The sequence below is a fragment of the Rhizobium sp. YTUHZ045 genome, from assembly GCF_051124255.1.
GTDB lineage: Bacteria > Pseudomonadota > Alphaproteobacteria > Rhizobiales > Rhizobiaceae > Rhizobium.
The window spans coordinates 75,076-89,125 of the sequence record NZ_CP101436.1; the positions used below are offsets into that span (position 1 = coordinate 75,076).

Consider the following 14,050-nt stretch of genomic DNA (forward strand, 5'->3'; position numbering starts at 1 on the left):
ACGTCCCGCGGTCTTGTTCCGGGGGAGGGAACTCGACCGAAGAGGTTGCCATCAAGATTCACCGAGCCTCGCCCACAGCGGGCGTGGGACGATCCGGCCGATCGCTCGCCGGAAGGCGATCATCGCTGACCTTGTCCTCGCCGCGATTGCTCGGTTTTGAAGGTGATTGCCGCGTAATCGTTGGAGGCCTGCGGTTCGCGGTCGGTGGTTTCCGGTTTGGCTTGACGGAAAAGACGCTTGAGCGCCTCGTCCAGGTCGTCGACGAAGGTGAAGATGACTGGGATGACGACGAGGCTGAGCAGCGTCGACATCATCACGCCGCCGATTACCACGATCGCCATCGGCTGCCGGAAGCTCGAATCGCCGCCGGTCAGGCTGAGAGCGACCGGAAGCATACCGCAAGCCATGGCGATGGTGGTCATGACGATCGGCCGGGCGCGCTTGTGGCAGGCATCCACGAGGGCATCGAACCTGGACATGCCCTGGCGGCGCGACATGATCGCATATTCGATCAGCAGGATCGAGTTCTTCGTCACCACGCCCATCAGCATGAGCAGCCCGATGACGGCGGCCAGCGAGAAGCTGGTCCCGGTCATCACCAGCGGCACGAGCGCGCCGCCGAGCGAGAGCGGCAGAGCCATCAGCAGGGTGAGCGGCTGCAGGAAATCATGGAAGAGCAGGACGAGGACCGCGTAGATGCAGAACACGCCGATCGCCATGGCCAGCGCGAAGCTCTGGAACAGCTCCGAGCTGCGCTGAAGTTCGCCCTGCTCGACAAGTGTGACGCCCGAGGGCAGATGCTGGAGCGCCGGAAGCGCCTGTGCCTCGCGGTTGACGTCGCCGAGGATGCGGCCATTGAGTTCGACCGATACGGTGACATTGCGCATCCGGTCGATCCGGTCGATTTCGGAGGGGCTGCCGCCGATGCGGATATCGGCGATCGATCCGAGATCGACACTGCCATTCGTGCCCGCCACTCGCATGTTCTTGATATCGTCAAGGCTGGTGCGCGACTCCGGGCTGAAGCGGACGACGATCGGCACCTGGCGCTGCGGCAGGTTGAGCTTTGGGAGGCTGGCGGAATATTCGCCGTTCGTCGCCACGCGCGCGGCCTCGGCAATGGCGCTCGACGTCACCCCGAGCGCGGCCGCGCGCGCGAAGTCGGGGGTGATCTGGATCTCCGGCGCCTGCCTTGCCGCGGTCGATGTCACAGCTCCGATGCCTTTGAGCGTGCGGAGTTGCTCCTCGAGCGGCGTGCTTGCGCTGTCGAGGGCATTGGGATCGTCACTGGCAAGGGTGATCTCCAGCTTCGTGCCGTTGGCACCGCCGCCGACGGCGACGCGGACGCCAGGGAGCACTGACAGAGCCTGCCGGATGTCGTTTTCGATTTCCGACTGCTTGCGGTCGCGCTCGCCGATCGGCGTCAGCACGGCGACGATCGTGGCGGAATTGACGCTGCTCGTGGTGCTGGCATCGGGGCCGCCGCCGCCCGAAGATGTGGAGCCGACCGAGGAGAAGACACGGGTGATGTCCGTGAGCTTGCCGACAATATCGGCGGCTTTCCTGGTCGTGGCGTCGGTCTGCTCGATGGTGGCGCCTGGCTGCATGGTGAGCGTGATTTGGGTCCGCGCGTCGTCGGAGGCCGGCAGGAAGCCGGATTTCAGCAGCGGAATGGTGGAGAGAGAAACCGCGACGACAATGGCGGTTACGGCCACGGTGGTCTTCCGGCGATTCATGGCAGCTTTCACGATTGCCAGATAGGCGCGCATGATGTGCCCATCCTTTTCCTCCGTCGGAGGGGCGGCCTTCATGAAATAGGCCGCCATCATCGGCGTAAGCAGGCGGGCAACGACGAGCGAGGCGAGAACGGCGACGGCGGCCGTGACCCCGAACTGGCGGAACAGAAGTCCCGGAATACCGCTCATGAAGGCGGTCGGCAGGAAGACGGCGACCAGAGTGAAGGTGGTTGCGATGACGGCAAGCCCGATCTCGTTGGCGGCTTCGAGGGCGGCATCGATCGGTCGCTTGCCCATCTGCAGGTGGCGGGCGATATTCTCGATCTCGACGATGGCGTCGTCGACGAGGATGCCGACCACCAGCGAAAGCGCCAGCAGCGTGATGACATTCAGGCTGAAGTCGGCAAAGTACATGATGAGGAAGGTGGGAATGACAGACAAGGGCAGTGCCACGGCCGACAGGATCGTCGCGCGCCAGTCGCGAAGGAAGAGCCAGACGACGATGATCGCCAGGATCGCCCCCTCGTACAGCATGTGCATCGAACCATCGTAGTTGTCGATAATCGGCCCGATCGTGCTGTAGGCTTCGTCGATCTGGACATTGGAATGTTTGGCGGCGAACTGCTTGATCGCCTTGTCGACATCGCCGGCGACGCCGCTGTCCGAAAAGCCGTTCGAGCGCTTGATCTCGACCGCGATCACCGGTTTGCCGTCGAGATAAGCCATCGAGGACCGCTCCGCGAAACTGTCCGTCACCGATGCGACGTCGTCGAGGCGGACCTGCTGGCCGTTGGCCAGCGGAATTCTCAGCGCTTTCAGTGCCTCGACCGATGGAAGAGCGCCGAGCGTGCGCAGGGTTTGACGGGTGCCGCCGATTTCGCCAAGGCCGCCCGACGTATCCGCCTGCACCGCTTTCAGCTGCGACGACACGGTCGCCGCGGTGACACCGAGCGACGCCATCGTCGCGGGATCGAGATCGACATGAACTTCGCGGTCGATCCCGCCGATGCGGTTGACCTGTCCGACGCCGGGCACCGACAGCAGCGCCTTGGTCAGATCATTATCGACAAACCAGGAAAGCTCGGTTTCGTTGAGAGCAGTAGAGCGGACGGCATAGGTGACCAGCGCGGAGCTCTGGACTGTGACCTTGGTGACGCTTGGCGTCTCCATCTGCGCGGGAAGATCACCCTTGACGCTGTCGACGGCGTTGCGGACTTCGTTGAGCGCCGCTTCGCTGTTTTTCTCCAGCTCGAAGGAAACCTTGATCGAGACGGTGCCGTCGGTGATCGTCGTGGTGATATGGTCGAGATAGCTGAGCGAAGCTAAACTATCCTCGATGGTGCGGGCGACCTCGGTTTCGAGCTGTGTCGGCGCTGCGCCGTCGAGCGTCGCCGTGACGCTGATCGTCGGAAGGTCCATATCGGGGAAGTTCTGGACCGCCAGGGTCTTGAAGGCCAAGAGCCCACCGACCGTCAGCATCGCAAACAGCAAGATTGCCGGAACGGGGTTGCGGATCGACCATGCCGAGAAGTTCATCAGTTTTTCTCCGCAATCTTCACGAGGTCATTGTCCGAGAGGAATGCGCCGCCCGAGGTCACCACCTTCGACGTCCGGTCTATGCCGGAGACGATTTCCACCTCGCCATTGTTGCGGCGGCCGGTTTCCACCCGAACCCTTTGTACCCGCTGATCCTCGCTTGCTGTGAAGACGTAACTGATCCCGTCGCGGAACACGATTGCGGTCTCGGGAACGGTCAGCGCGGGAGAGGTCTGGAGCTCGATGTCGCCCGTGACGTAAAGGCCAGTGCGCGGACGGCCGTCGGCCGGCAGCGTGACATAGACGATTGCTCGACTGGTATCGGTGCTGACAGAGGGCCCGACAAGTCTCACCTTGCCTTCAATGGCGTTGCCTTCAGGCCCGTTGACCTTGACGCTCAAGCCTTCCGAAATGCGCGGGAGGTAACGCGAGGAAACCTCGGCCTGCCACTCGATCCGCTGCTGGCGAACCATGCGAAACAATTCGGTGCCGGCGGAGACGACGGCGCCGAGGTCGGCGGAACGCGAGGTGATGAGGCCGTCATCGACGGCCGCAATGGTCGTCTGCGCAAGCTTGATCTTTTCGCTGTCGAGCGCGGCCTCTTCTGACGCAAGACTTGCCGTCGCCGTCTGCTCGTCGGCGAGATATTCGACGATCTTCTCGTCGGAGAGTGCCCCTGAGGGCTGGAGCTGCCGCGCCCGCTCGGCATTGGCTTTGGCCTTTGAAAGGCTTGCCTTGGCGGTCGCGACGGCGGCCTCTTGCTTGCGGAGATCGGCGAGCACACTCTCCTGGGAAAGCCGGACGAGCGTCTGGCCCTTCGTGACCACGGATCCGACATCGACCAGCACATCGGTTATGCGCAGGCCGCTCGTCTCGGAGGCGATGACGGCTTCCTGCCATGGTTTCAGCCAGCCGCTCGCCGGAACGGTCTCGGGCCAGTTCCGTTGCGCTGGCGTGGTCAGAGAGACGGTGAGGGCGGTTGCCGCAGCCTGTTGCGCCATGGGACTGCGAAGGGGGGAGACGAGTACGGCCGCAACGACGGCGGCCGCGAATAGTCTGGACGGTTTTCTCAACGATGCACTCCTTGTGGTCAAGGCATCGGTGCCTTTCCCGATCGGCGCAATCGACTGAAGGATTGCCGCTCATGCAAGGCAACCGGGCTTTCAGCGCGCGACGATGTCATGGCAGGTATGTAACGGGGCGAACGTTAAGTGCGGTCAAGTTAGTGTTAAGTTGAGTAAAACTTACCCGCATGAGCGCGATTGTGCTGTATGGCTTGCCGGACTGATAACGGATAACGCGCATGAACAAGGTTCTCCTGATCGACGACGATGCGGAGTTGACGACACTTCTGCAGGAGTATCTGGTCGAGGAAGGATATGATGTCGTAACGGACACGGATGGCCGCGCCGCCATTGCTGCGGCGGCCGGCAATACGGTCGACATCATCGTGCTCGACATCATGATGCCCCGAATGAACGGGATCGAAGTTCTCCAAAGAATCCGGAAGCTCAGCCAGGTCCCCGTTCTGATGCTGACGGCCAGAGGCGACGATGTGGACAGGATATCCGGTCTCAATCTCGGCGCCGACGATTATGTGCCGAAGCCATGTTCGCCGGGTGAACTCGCCGCGAGGCTGCGCGCCATCCTACGACGCGCGGGCCAGCCGCCCGCCGGCCTGTCGACTGATACGGTGAGGGCAGGAGGGCTCGTGATCCATTCCGGCAGCAGAAGCGCCGAATGGCACGGCGAAGCTTTGGAGCTGACCGGCACGGAGTTCAGCCTGCTCGAAGTTCTCGCCCGCAGCGCCGGCCAGCTGGTGTCGAAGCAGGATATTTCCAAGCGCGCCTTCGGCAAGCCGCTTACCCCGTTCGATCGCCGGATCGACGTCCATATCAGCAGCGTTCGCCAGAAGCTCGGACTGAGGGAGGACGGACAATCCTGGATCCAGTCCGTTCGCGGTCAGGGCTATCAACTTCTCGTGGATTGACCATGCCCCGGCTTTTCTGGAAGTTCTTCGCGATCATCTGGCTGACGCTGACCACGACCGTCGGCGTGATCATCCTGCTCGTAAACCTTCTCCAAGGCGTTCCTTTTGCGCGGGAACTGGAACAGGAGCGACGGTCGATCGCGTTGAACCTAACCGCAAATGTGCTTGCGAGGGACGGCGAGGAAGCGGCAGCATATTTCGTGCGTTCAAGTGAAGAGACGCTGCCGCACGGTCTGACCATCTCCAAAACCGCAAAACCCGATGCCTGTTCGGATCCGAAGGCGGCTGATACGCGATCCGTTGTGAAGGAGGGGATCTGCTATCGGATATTCCTGCCAGCCCTTCCCACTTTCACCTTCGAAAATTTTGGCCCGTTCATGCCGTGGCTCACGATCCTGATCTCCAGCACGATATCCGCCTGTGCACTGGCACGATACCTCATCCGCCCCGTGGTGCATTTGCGCGATGGCTTGAGCGCGCTTGCGCATGGCCGCTTCGACTTCCGCATCGGCGAAAAGATGGCCGGCCGGAAGGACGAGGTGACAGCGCTTGCCCATGACTTCGATTCGAGCGCCGCACGGCTTCAGGAACTTCAGGACGCGCAGCAGAGATTGTTTCACGACGTTTCTCATGAACTGCGTTCGCCTTTGTCCCGGCTGCAGGCCGCCGTCGGCGTGCTCCGGCAAAGCCCGGCCAAACTCGGCGCCATGCTGGACCGGATGGACCGGGAGGTCGAACGGCTCGATGCACTGGTGGGCGAAGTTCTGACGCTTGCCAGGCTGACGGCGGGATCCGGCCTGCCGCTGAAGACGCAGATCGTAGATGTCATCGAGCTGCTGAACGAAATTCTCGGCGATGCGGCCTTCGAAGCCCAGGCACGGGAGGTCTCGATCACGACGAGCGTCGAGGGCGTCTTCCGGGCCGAGGTCGAAGGTGAGCTGATCTACCGGGCGCTGGAAAACGTCGTTCGTAACGCGGTCAAATACACGGCCGAGCATTCGTTCATCTCCGTGTCCTGCGAGACAGCAGACGACCGCCTCAAAATCTGCGTCACGGATCGGGGGCCGGGCGTCAAACGGGATGAGCTCGAGCGGATCTTCCAGCCGTTCTCTCGCGGGAAAGAGGCGGTGCCGAGAGGCGGATACGGTCTTGGTCTCGCCATCACTAGACAGGCCATCGAACGCCACGGCGGGCGTGTGCATGCGTCATTGCCGGAGGCGGGGGGGCTGGCGATCACACTGGAGCTTCCCCGAAAGCGCTGATCCCCTCTGCCGGGTTTTACCTAACTTTACAGTTTCTTAACCGCCATTAACGCTGGCCTCGCTAAGCCTGAACCCACAATCCCGGTTCAGAAGGCTCGCCAGTGAGTACGTCGCTTCGCAGAAGGCTATCATCCCTCCGCTACGCCGCATCCACATTCCCACTGCTGCTGATAGGCTGCGTCAGCGGCCCGGATCACGTTCCCCCTGAGATGCCGCTTCCCGCCAAATTCGAAGCGGGGAGTAATAAGAGCAACGGCGATGTCGTGACTGCCGAGTGGTGGACGGCCTATCGCGACAAGAAGCTCGATGGGTTGGTCACTCACGGCCTCAGCGAGAACCTCGATGTGCTGCAGGCGCTCGAAAGCATCAACTCCGCTTCCGCCAACGTCACGGTCGCCGGTGCAGGCGCCCTGCCGAGCCTGACGGTCGACGGGTCGCATACCCTGTCCGGCGAGAAGGGGCGGCTGCGCACCACGGTCGGCACTACTAACACGTCAGGCGGCGATGCCAGCTTTTCCTGGCTGCTCGACGTCTTCGGCCAGTACCGTCGTTCGAAAGAGAGCGCCATCGCCTCGCTGGGGGCCGCTTATGCGACGGCCGACAATGCAAAGCTCACCTTCCTGAAAGACCTGGTCGAGAGCTATATCGACGCCCGCTATTATCAGGAGCGGATCGCGCTTTCAGAGGCGAGTTTGAAATCCCGCCAGCAGACTTATGAACTCACACAGCTACAGCTGAAAGCCGGTGCGGCCTCCCGGCTCGACGTCGTCCAGGCCGAGGGCCTGGTACAATCGACAAAGTCCGACATACCCGACCTCGAACAGAACTTCACCGAATCGGCCCATCACATTGCCACTCTGCTCGGAATGCCGGCGGCTTCGCTGACGGACGAACTGCGCAAGAATACAGGCCAGCCGGTGTTCCGCGGCGACATTCGTGCCGGCATTCCGGCCGATCTCATTCGCAACCGTCCCGATATAAGAAAGGCCGAACGCGAGCTTGCGGCGGCTGTGGGCGATATCGGTGCAGCCGAAGCCCAGCTCTACCCGTCGATCTCGCTCTCCGGCTCGATTTCGCCGACCTGGGTGAAATCCTCGGGCGCCAGCGGCGCAAGCCTGACCAGCTGGTCGTTCGGACCGACGCTCAACCTGCCGATTTTCGATGGCGGCAAGTTGCGGGCCAATGTCGACATAGAGAAATCAGATGCCAGAACCCAATATCTGGCGTGGAAGGCGGCGGTGCTGAACGGGGTCGAAGAGGTCGAGAATGCGCTTGCAGCCGTCCGCCACGATACGCAGACGCTGGGACCGTTGCGCAGGCAGGTGCAGACCGCGCAGGAATCGCTGGCGCTTTCGACCACGAGCTACAAGGATGGCGCCTCGTCGCTGCTCGACGTTCTGGACGCGCAGCGGTCGGTCTCAGATGCTCAGGAAAGCCTCGCTGCCACCGTGCAGCAGGTCGCGAAGGATTATGTGGACCTCTATGTCGCCATCGGCGCCGGTTACCTCGAGCCGGAGCAGGCCGCCTCCAGGCAAACGGCAAAGTCGGGTTGATTATCTGGAAGGTTGGCCTATCGTCCGGCGCTTTCCAGAATGCGCAGCGCAAGTTTGAGATGCGGCAGGTCAAGCATGCGTCCGTCAAGCTGGATGACGCCGGCATCCGGTCTGGCGGCAAAGGCGGCGGCGACCTTCTCGGCCCAGGTGATCTCGGAGGCGTCAGGTGTGAAGGCGTGATTGATCGCTTCGACCTGGCTTGGATGAATGGCCATCATAGCGGAAAAGCCGTCGCGCCGGGCGCGCCCGAGGTACGCCCTGAGGCCGCTGAGATCGTGAAAATCGGGATAGACGGTTTCGATTGCAGGAACGGCGGCGGCATGGGCTGCGAACAGCGTGAGCGAGCGGGCAAGCTCGTAAGGCGGCGTATAACGTCCGTCCGTCCGTCGCGCGGTCGAAGCCCCGATCGCGGCCGGCAGGTCCTCGGCGCCCCAGGTCAGGCCGCAAAGGTTCGCCGAGACGTCGCGGTAGCTACCGATCTCGAAGATCGCCGACGGCGTTTCTGTCGCGATCGGCAGAATGGGAATGGTGGAGGCGAGAGCGCCTGCGAGCGTCAGCACGGAAGCGGCACCCTCGGCCTTCGGCAGCATGACGGCGAAAGGATGAAGGCCGTTCAGAGAGGCAAGATCGGCTTCGAATTCGGGGGAGGTCAGCGGATTGACGCGGATCAGCAGAGCGGCCTCGCCGGCATGGCGCAGGGTGAAATTGTGCACGGCTTCCCGGGCTCGCGGCTTGTTTGGGGGCGCAACCGAATCTTCCAGATCGAGAATGACAGCATCGGCGCCGGAGGCGAGCGCTTTCTCGAAGCGCTCCGGCCGGTCGCCGGGCACGAAGAGCAGCGAGCGCAGCCTCATGACGGTTTGACCTTCAGCATTGCCGTGCGCAGGCACTGGCAGACGATCTCGTCACGCTGGTTCAACGTGACATGCCGGAAAGTGACGATGCCAGCATCGGGGCGGGAGTTTGAGCGGCGCAGTTCCGTCACCTCGGTTTCAACCCGCAGCGTATCGCCGATGAAGACCGGCTTCGGCATCGTCACCTTGTCATAGCCGAGATTGGCGACGAGCGTGCCGAGCGTAGTGTCGCCGACCGAAAGGCCGACGGTCAGCGCAAAGGTGAAGGTGCCGTTGACGACGATCCGGCCGAACTCGGTGGCGGCGGCATAATCCGCGTCGAGATGCAGCGGCTGCGGATTGTGGGAAAGCGTGGTGAACAGCAGATTATCGGTCTCGGTGACCGTGCGGCGGATATCATGGGCGATGTGCTCGCCGACCGTCCATTCGTCGAAATAGCGCCCGGCCATCACGCCTCTCCCTTCATGACGGTGACAACAAGCTGGTTTTCCGATACCCGGGAGCCCGTGGAAACCTGCAATTTGCCAACGATGCCATCGAAGGGCGCGCGCAGCGCGTGTTCCATCTTCATCGCCTCGACCGTCAGCAGGCGATCCCCCTTGGCAACAGTGTCGCCTTCGGCGACATCGACCGATATGACGAGACCGGGCATGGGCGAAAGGATGGCGCCGTCGCCCGAACCCTGGCTCGCCTCGACTTCGCCCGCATGGGGCAGGCCGATCGTCCAGGCATTGCCGGCGTCGAAAAGCACGGTCTTCGCGTCGACCTCGACGGCATTCGCCTCAAGGCCGGGGCGCACGCGCCCCCAGTGGAGGCGGCCGTCGATGCGCACCCGCACGCGGCCGTCGCCTGGCCCGGCGATGCGAAAACCGGTCAGCATCGACCAGGGATCCTCGTTCGCGGCCTTCGAAAGTGCCGTTGCCGCTTTGTCGATTGCCATCTCATCCGGCTCCGTCGCCACAAGGCTTTTATCGTGGCGGTCGAGGAAGCCGGTATCGATCCGGGCGGCGCGAAAATCCGGGTCGGCGGCGACGCGGGCGATAAGGCCGGCATTGGATCTGACCGGCCAGATCTCGATGCCGGCACAGGCCGCGGCGAGCTTCGACAGCGCGGCCTCGCGGTTCGGCCCATGCGCGATGATCTTAGCGATCATCGGATCGTAGAAGGAGGTGATCTCATCGCCCTGCTCGACGCCGCTGTCGACGCGGACCGCCTCCGGAAGTTTCAGATGTTCGAGCCTTCCGGTCGAGGGCAGGTAGCCGGCGGCTGGATTTTCGGCATAGAGCCGTGCCTCGAATGCCCAGCCCTTCATGGCGATCTCGTCCTGGCTCTTCGGCAGCGGCTCGCCGGTTGCGACCTTCAGCTGCCAGAGCACCAGATCCTCACCTGTTATGGCTTCAGTGACGGGATGTTCCACCTGCAAGCGCGTGTTCATCTCCATGAACCAGATACGATCCGGACGCAGGCCTTGCGAAGCATCGGCGATGAATTCGATCGTGCCGGCGCCGACATAGTTCACCGCTCTTGCGGCCTTCACTGCCGCATCGCAGATCGCCGTGCGCGCGGCGGCATCGAGCCCGGGAGCAGGGGCCTCCTCGATGACCTTCTGATGGCGGCGCTGCAGCGAGCAGTCGCGCTCGAAGAGGTGGACGCAGTTGCCATGCTGGTCAGCGAAGATCTGCACCTCGATATGACGCGGGTTGGCGATAAAGCGTTCGATGAGAACGCGATCATCGCCGAAGGCAGCGGCGGCTTCGCGGCGGCAGGAGGCGAGAAGATCGGCGAAATCCTGCGGGCGGTCGACGCGGCGCATGCCCTTGCCGCCGCCGCCGGCAACCGCCTTGATGAGGACGGGGTAGCCGATGGCATCGGCCTCGGCCGCAAGCCTTGCTTCGCTCTGGTCCGGACCGAGATAACCGGGCGTGACCGGCACGCCGGCTGCCTGCATCAATTGCTTGGCGGCGTCCTTCAGTCCCATCGCCCGGATTGCGGCCGCCGGCGCGCCGACCCAGACCATGCCGGCCTTCTCGACCGCTTCGGCAAATTCGGCATTTTCCGATAGGAAACCGTAGCCCGGATGGATCGCGGCCGCGCCGGTTTTGCGGGCGGCTTCGAGGATGCGTGCCTCTGACAGATAGCTTTCGCGGGCCGACGGCGGCCCGATGGCGATCGCCTCGTCGGCTTCTCTGACGAAGGGCAGGCCGGCATCGGCCTCGGAATAGACGGCGATCGTACGGATGCCGGCAGTCTTTGCCGTGCGGATGATGCGGCGGGCGATTTCACCCCGGTTGGCGATGAGAAGGCTCTCCATCATGGCGCGCCTCACATCCGGAACAGGCCGAAGCGCGGCCCTTTCGGAATCGGCGCATTCAGGCAGGCGGAGAAAGCAAGGCCCAGCACGTCCCGCGTCTGGCTGGGATCGATGATGCCGTCGTCCCAGAGGCGGGCGGTGGCATAATAGGGATTGCCTTCCGCCTCATAGCCGGCGCGGATCGGCGCCTTGAAGGCCTCCTCTTCATCGACAGACCAATTCTCTCCGCGCGCCTCCAGCGCGTCGCGGCGAATGGTGGCGAGCACCGAAGCCGCCTGTTCGCCGCCCATGACGCTGATGCGGCTATTCTGCCAGGTGAAGAGGAAACGCGGGCGATAGGCGCGGCCGCACATGCCGTAATTGCCGGCGCCGAAACTGCCGCCGATGATGACGGTGACCTTCGGCACGGTCGCTGTCGCAACCGCCGTCACCAGCTTTGCCCCGTCCTTGGCGATGCCGCCGGCTTCATAGCGGCCGCCGACCATGAAACCGGAAATATTCTGCAGGAACAGCAGCGGCACGCGGCGTTGGCAGGCGAGCTCGATGAAATGCGCACCCTTCAGCGCGCTTTCGGAAAAGAGCACGCCATTGTTGGCGATGACGGCGACCGGCATGCCCCAGATGCGGGCGAAGCCGCAGACCAGCGTGGCGCCATAGAGCGGCTTGAACTCGTGCAGTTCCGAGCCGTCGACGATCCGGCCGATCACCTCGCGCACGTCATAAGGCGAGCGCACGTCCTCGGGTATGAGGCCAAGGAGGTCGTCCACATCGAGTTTCGGCGACCGCGGAGGCTGGATGTCGATATCGACCGATTTGACGCTGTTGAGGCTGGCGACGATGTCTCGCACCAGAAGCAGCGCATGTTCGTCGTTCTCGGCGACATGATCGACGACGCCGGAGCGGCGGCCATGCGTCTCGGCGCCGCCGAGCTCCTCGGCCGAGATGATCTCGCCGGTGGCGGCTTTGACCAGCGGCGGGCCGGCGAGAAAGATCGTGCCCTGATTGCGCACGATCACCGTTTCATCAGACATGGCGGGCACGTAGGCGCCGCCGGCCGTGCAGCTTCCCATGACGCAGGCGATCTGCGGAATGCCTTCGGCCGACATCTGCGCCTGATTGTAGAAGATCGCGCCGAAATGGTCGCGGTCGGGGAAGACCTCGGCCTGATGCGGAAGATTGGCGCCGCCGCTATCGACCAGATAGAGGCAGGGCAGCCGGTTCTGCAGCGCGATCTCCTGCGCCCTGAGATGTTTCTTGACCGTCATCGGGAAATAGGCCCCGCCCTTCACCGTCGCGTCATTGGCAACGATCATCACCTCGCGGCCGGAAACCCGGCCGATGCCCGATATGATGCCGGCACCCGGCGCCTCGTCACCATACATGCCGTTCGCCGCCAGCGTGCCGATCTCCAGGAAAGGGCTGCCGGCATCGAGCAGGAGCTGAATGCGGTCGCGCGGCAGGAGCTTGCCCTTGCCGGTGTGGCGCTCGCGCGCCGCCTGCGATCCGCCCTCGCGCGCTTTCGCCGAGCGTTCGTAGAGCTCATCGATGAGGGCCTTGTTCTTGGCGGTATTGGCTTTGAAGCTTTCGCTGTCGCGATCGATCGCAGTCGAAATCACCGTCATGATGCGATGAGCTCCCGCCCGATCAGGTAGCGACGGATCTCATTGGTGCCGGCGCCGATATCGTAGAGCTTGGCGTCGCGCAGGAAGCGCTCGACCGGCCATTCCTTGGTATAGCCGGCGCCGCCAAGCGCCTGAATCGCTTCCAGCGACACCTTCACGGCGTTCTCGCTGGCAAAAAGGATCGCGGCGGCCGCGTCGGTGCGCGTCGCGCGGCCGGCATCGCAGGCCCGTGCCACGGAATAGACATAGGCGCGCGCCGAATTCAGCGCGACATACATGTCGGCGATCTTGCCCTGCATTAGCTGGAAATCGCCGATTGCCTTGCCGAACTGCTTGCGCTCCCGCACATAGGGCAGCACGACATCGAGGCAGGCCTGCATGATGCCGAGCGGGCCGCCGGCAAGCACGGCGCGTTCGTAATCGAGGCCGGACATCAGGATTTTCACGCCTTCTCCCTCCCGGCCCATCAGCGCCTCGGCCGGCACTTCGCAATCCTCAAAGACCAGTTCGGCCGTATCGCTGCCGCGCATGCCGAGCTTCGAGAGCTTCTTGGAGACGCTGAAGCCGGTCAGGCCTTTTTCGATGATGAAGGCGGAAATGCCTTTTTGGCCGGCCGCCGGATCGGTCTTGGCATAGACGACAAGCACGTCGGCATGCGGCGCGTTGGTGATCCAGAATTTGGTGCCGTTCAGAATATAGCGGTCGCCCTTTTTCTCGGCGCGCAACCGCATGGAGACGACATCGGAACCGGAGCCCACTTCCGACATGGCAAGTGAGCCGACATGCTCGCCCGAGATCAGCTTCGGCAGATGACGGCGCTTCTGCTCCGGCGACGCCCAGCGGCGGATCTGGTTGACGCAGAGATTGGAATGGGCGCCGTAGCTCAGGCCCACCGAGGCCGAGGCGCGCGAGACCTCCTCCATGGCGACGACATGCTCGAGATAACCGAGACCGGCGCCGCCGAACTCTTCTTCGACGGTGATGCCATGCAGGCCGATTGCGCCCATCCGAGGCCAGAGTTGACGTGGAAAGGTGTTGCTTTCGTCAATCTCCGCAGCGAGCGGAGCAATATGATCGGCGGCAAATCGCGCCGTCGTTTCGCGGATCGCATCCGCGGTTTCGCCGAGCGAAAAATCAAACATGGCACTCCTCCCGCTGAGATATGTAGCGCGGGTTGCGGCAGGTT

10 protein-coding genes are annotated in these 14,050 nt (G+C 63.2%); 3 read left to right on the forward strand and 7 right to left on the reverse strand.

The features are described 5' to 3' along the window. Window positions 1-119 precede the first annotated feature (119 nt). Both NMA58_RS31760 and NMA58_RS31765 read right to left on the reverse strand, forming a co-directional pair. Window positions 120-3,272, reverse strand: a complete 3,153-nt coding sequence (locus NMA58_RS31760; RefSeq protein WP_434715195.1) for an efflux RND transporter permease subunit — start codon at window positions 3,270-3,272, stop codon at window positions 120-122. After that, complete coding sequence (locus NMA58_RS31765; protein WP_434715196.1) at window positions 3,272-4,345, reverse strand: efflux RND transporter periplasmic adaptor subunit; 1,074 nt, start codon at window positions 4,343-4,345, stop codon at window positions 3,272-3,274. Before NMA58_RS31765 ends, NMA58_RS31760 begins: the two co-directional genes overlap by 1 nt. 230 nt (window positions 4,346-4,575) lie before the next feature. Here NMA58_RS31765 and NMA58_RS31770 point away from each other — a divergent pair, with 230 nt between their 5' ends. The 3 genes from NMA58_RS31770 to NMA58_RS31780 all read left to right on the forward strand — a co-directional run bounded on the left by NMA58_RS31770 (window position 4,576) and on the right by NMA58_RS31780 (window position 8,077). Then, complete coding sequence (locus NMA58_RS31770) at window positions 4,576-5,262, forward strand: response regulator (protein ID WP_434715197.1); 687 nt, start codon at window positions 4,576-4,578, stop codon at window positions 5,260-5,262. Between the two features lie 2 nt (window positions 5,263-5,264). Then, window positions 5,265-6,524 (forward strand): HAMP domain-containing sensor histidine kinase, encoded by a 1,260-nt coding sequence (locus tag NMA58_RS31775; protein ID WP_434715198.1) that lies wholly within the window; start codon window positions 5,265-5,267, stop codon window positions 6,522-6,524. Window positions 6,525-6,625: 101 nt separating this feature from the next. Continuing rightward, the gene (locus NMA58_RS31780; protein ID WP_430960122.1) at window positions 6,626-8,077 is read left to right on the forward strand and encodes an efflux transporter outer membrane subunit; all 1,452 of its coding nucleotides are present in this window, start codon (window positions 6,626-6,628) and stop codon (window positions 8,075-8,077) included. 17 nt (window positions 8,078-8,094) lie between these two features. Here the strand turns inward: NMA58_RS31780 and NMA58_RS31785 are convergent, their stop codons facing one another. The 5 genes from NMA58_RS31785 to NMA58_RS31805 are packed head-to-tail and all read right to left on the reverse strand — an operon-like array spanning window position 8,095 to window position 14,006. Continuing rightward, the gene (locus NMA58_RS31785; RefSeq protein ID WP_434715199.1) at window positions 8,095-8,931 is read right to left on the reverse strand and encodes an HpcH/HpaI aldolase/citrate lyase family protein; all 837 of its coding nucleotides are present in this window, start codon (window positions 8,929-8,931) and stop codon (window positions 8,095-8,097) included. Further along, on the reverse strand, window positions 8,928-9,380 hold the full coding sequence (locus tag NMA58_RS31790) for a MaoC family dehydratase (protein WP_434715200.1): 453 nt from the start codon (window positions 9,378-9,380) through the stop codon (window positions 8,928-8,930). Before NMA58_RS31790 ends, NMA58_RS31785 begins: the two co-directional genes overlap by 4 nt. Further along, window positions 9,380-11,245 (reverse strand): acetyl/propionyl/methylcrotonyl-CoA carboxylase subunit alpha, encoded by a 1,866-nt coding sequence (locus NMA58_RS31795; RefSeq protein WP_434715201.1) that lies wholly within the window; start codon window positions 11,243-11,245, stop codon window positions 9,380-9,382. The genes NMA58_RS31790 and NMA58_RS31795 overlap by 1 nt, the downstream gene beginning before the upstream one ends. An 8-nt stretch (window positions 11,246-11,253) precedes the next feature. After that, a complete protein-coding gene (locus tag NMA58_RS31800; RefSeq protein ID WP_434715202.1) occupies window positions 11,254-12,864 on the reverse strand; it encodes a carboxyl transferase domain-containing protein in 1,611 nt (536 codons plus the stop codon). Next, window positions 12,861-14,006 (reverse strand): isovaleryl-CoA dehydrogenase, encoded by a 1,146-nt coding sequence (locus NMA58_RS31805; protein WP_434715203.1) that lies wholly within the window; start codon window positions 14,004-14,006, stop codon window positions 12,861-12,863. Before NMA58_RS31805 ends, NMA58_RS31800 begins: the two co-directional genes overlap by 4 nt. Window positions 14,007-14,050: the final 44 nt, after the last annotated feature.

Bases quoted from the DNA above. Each gene is read 5' to 3' on its own strand.
- NMA58_RS31775 (WP_434715198.1), top strand. From the start codon at position 5,265: ATGCCCCGGCTTTTCTGGAAGTTCTTCGCGATCATCTGGCTGACGCTG.
- NMA58_RS31790 (WP_434715200.1), bottom strand. From the start codon at position 9,380: ATGGCCGGGCGCTATTTCGACGAATGGACGGTCGGCGAGCACATCGCC.
- NMA58_RS31785 (WP_434715199.1), bottom strand. From the start codon at position 8,931: ATGAGGCTGCGCTCGCTGCTCTTCGTGCCCGGCGACCGGCCGGAGCGC.
- NMA58_RS31800 (WP_434715202.1), bottom strand. From the start codon at position 12,864: ATGACGGTGATTTCGACTGCGATCGATCGCGACAGCGAAAGCTTCAAA.
- NMA58_RS31770 (WP_434715197.1), top strand. From the start codon at position 4,576: ATGAACAAGGTTCTCCTGATCGACGACGATGCGGAGTTGACGACACTT.
- NMA58_RS31760 (WP_434715195.1), bottom strand. From the start codon at position 3,272: ATGAACTTCTCGGCATGGTCGATCCGCAACCCCGTTCCGGCAATCTTG.
- NMA58_RS31795 (WP_434715201.1), bottom strand. From the start codon at position 11,245: ATGATGGAGAGCCTTCTCATCGCCAACCGGGGTGAAATCGCCCGCCGC.
- NMA58_RS31805 (WP_434715203.1), bottom strand. From the start codon at position 14,006: ATGTTTGATTTTTCGCTCGGCGAAACCGCGGATGCGATCCGCGAAACG.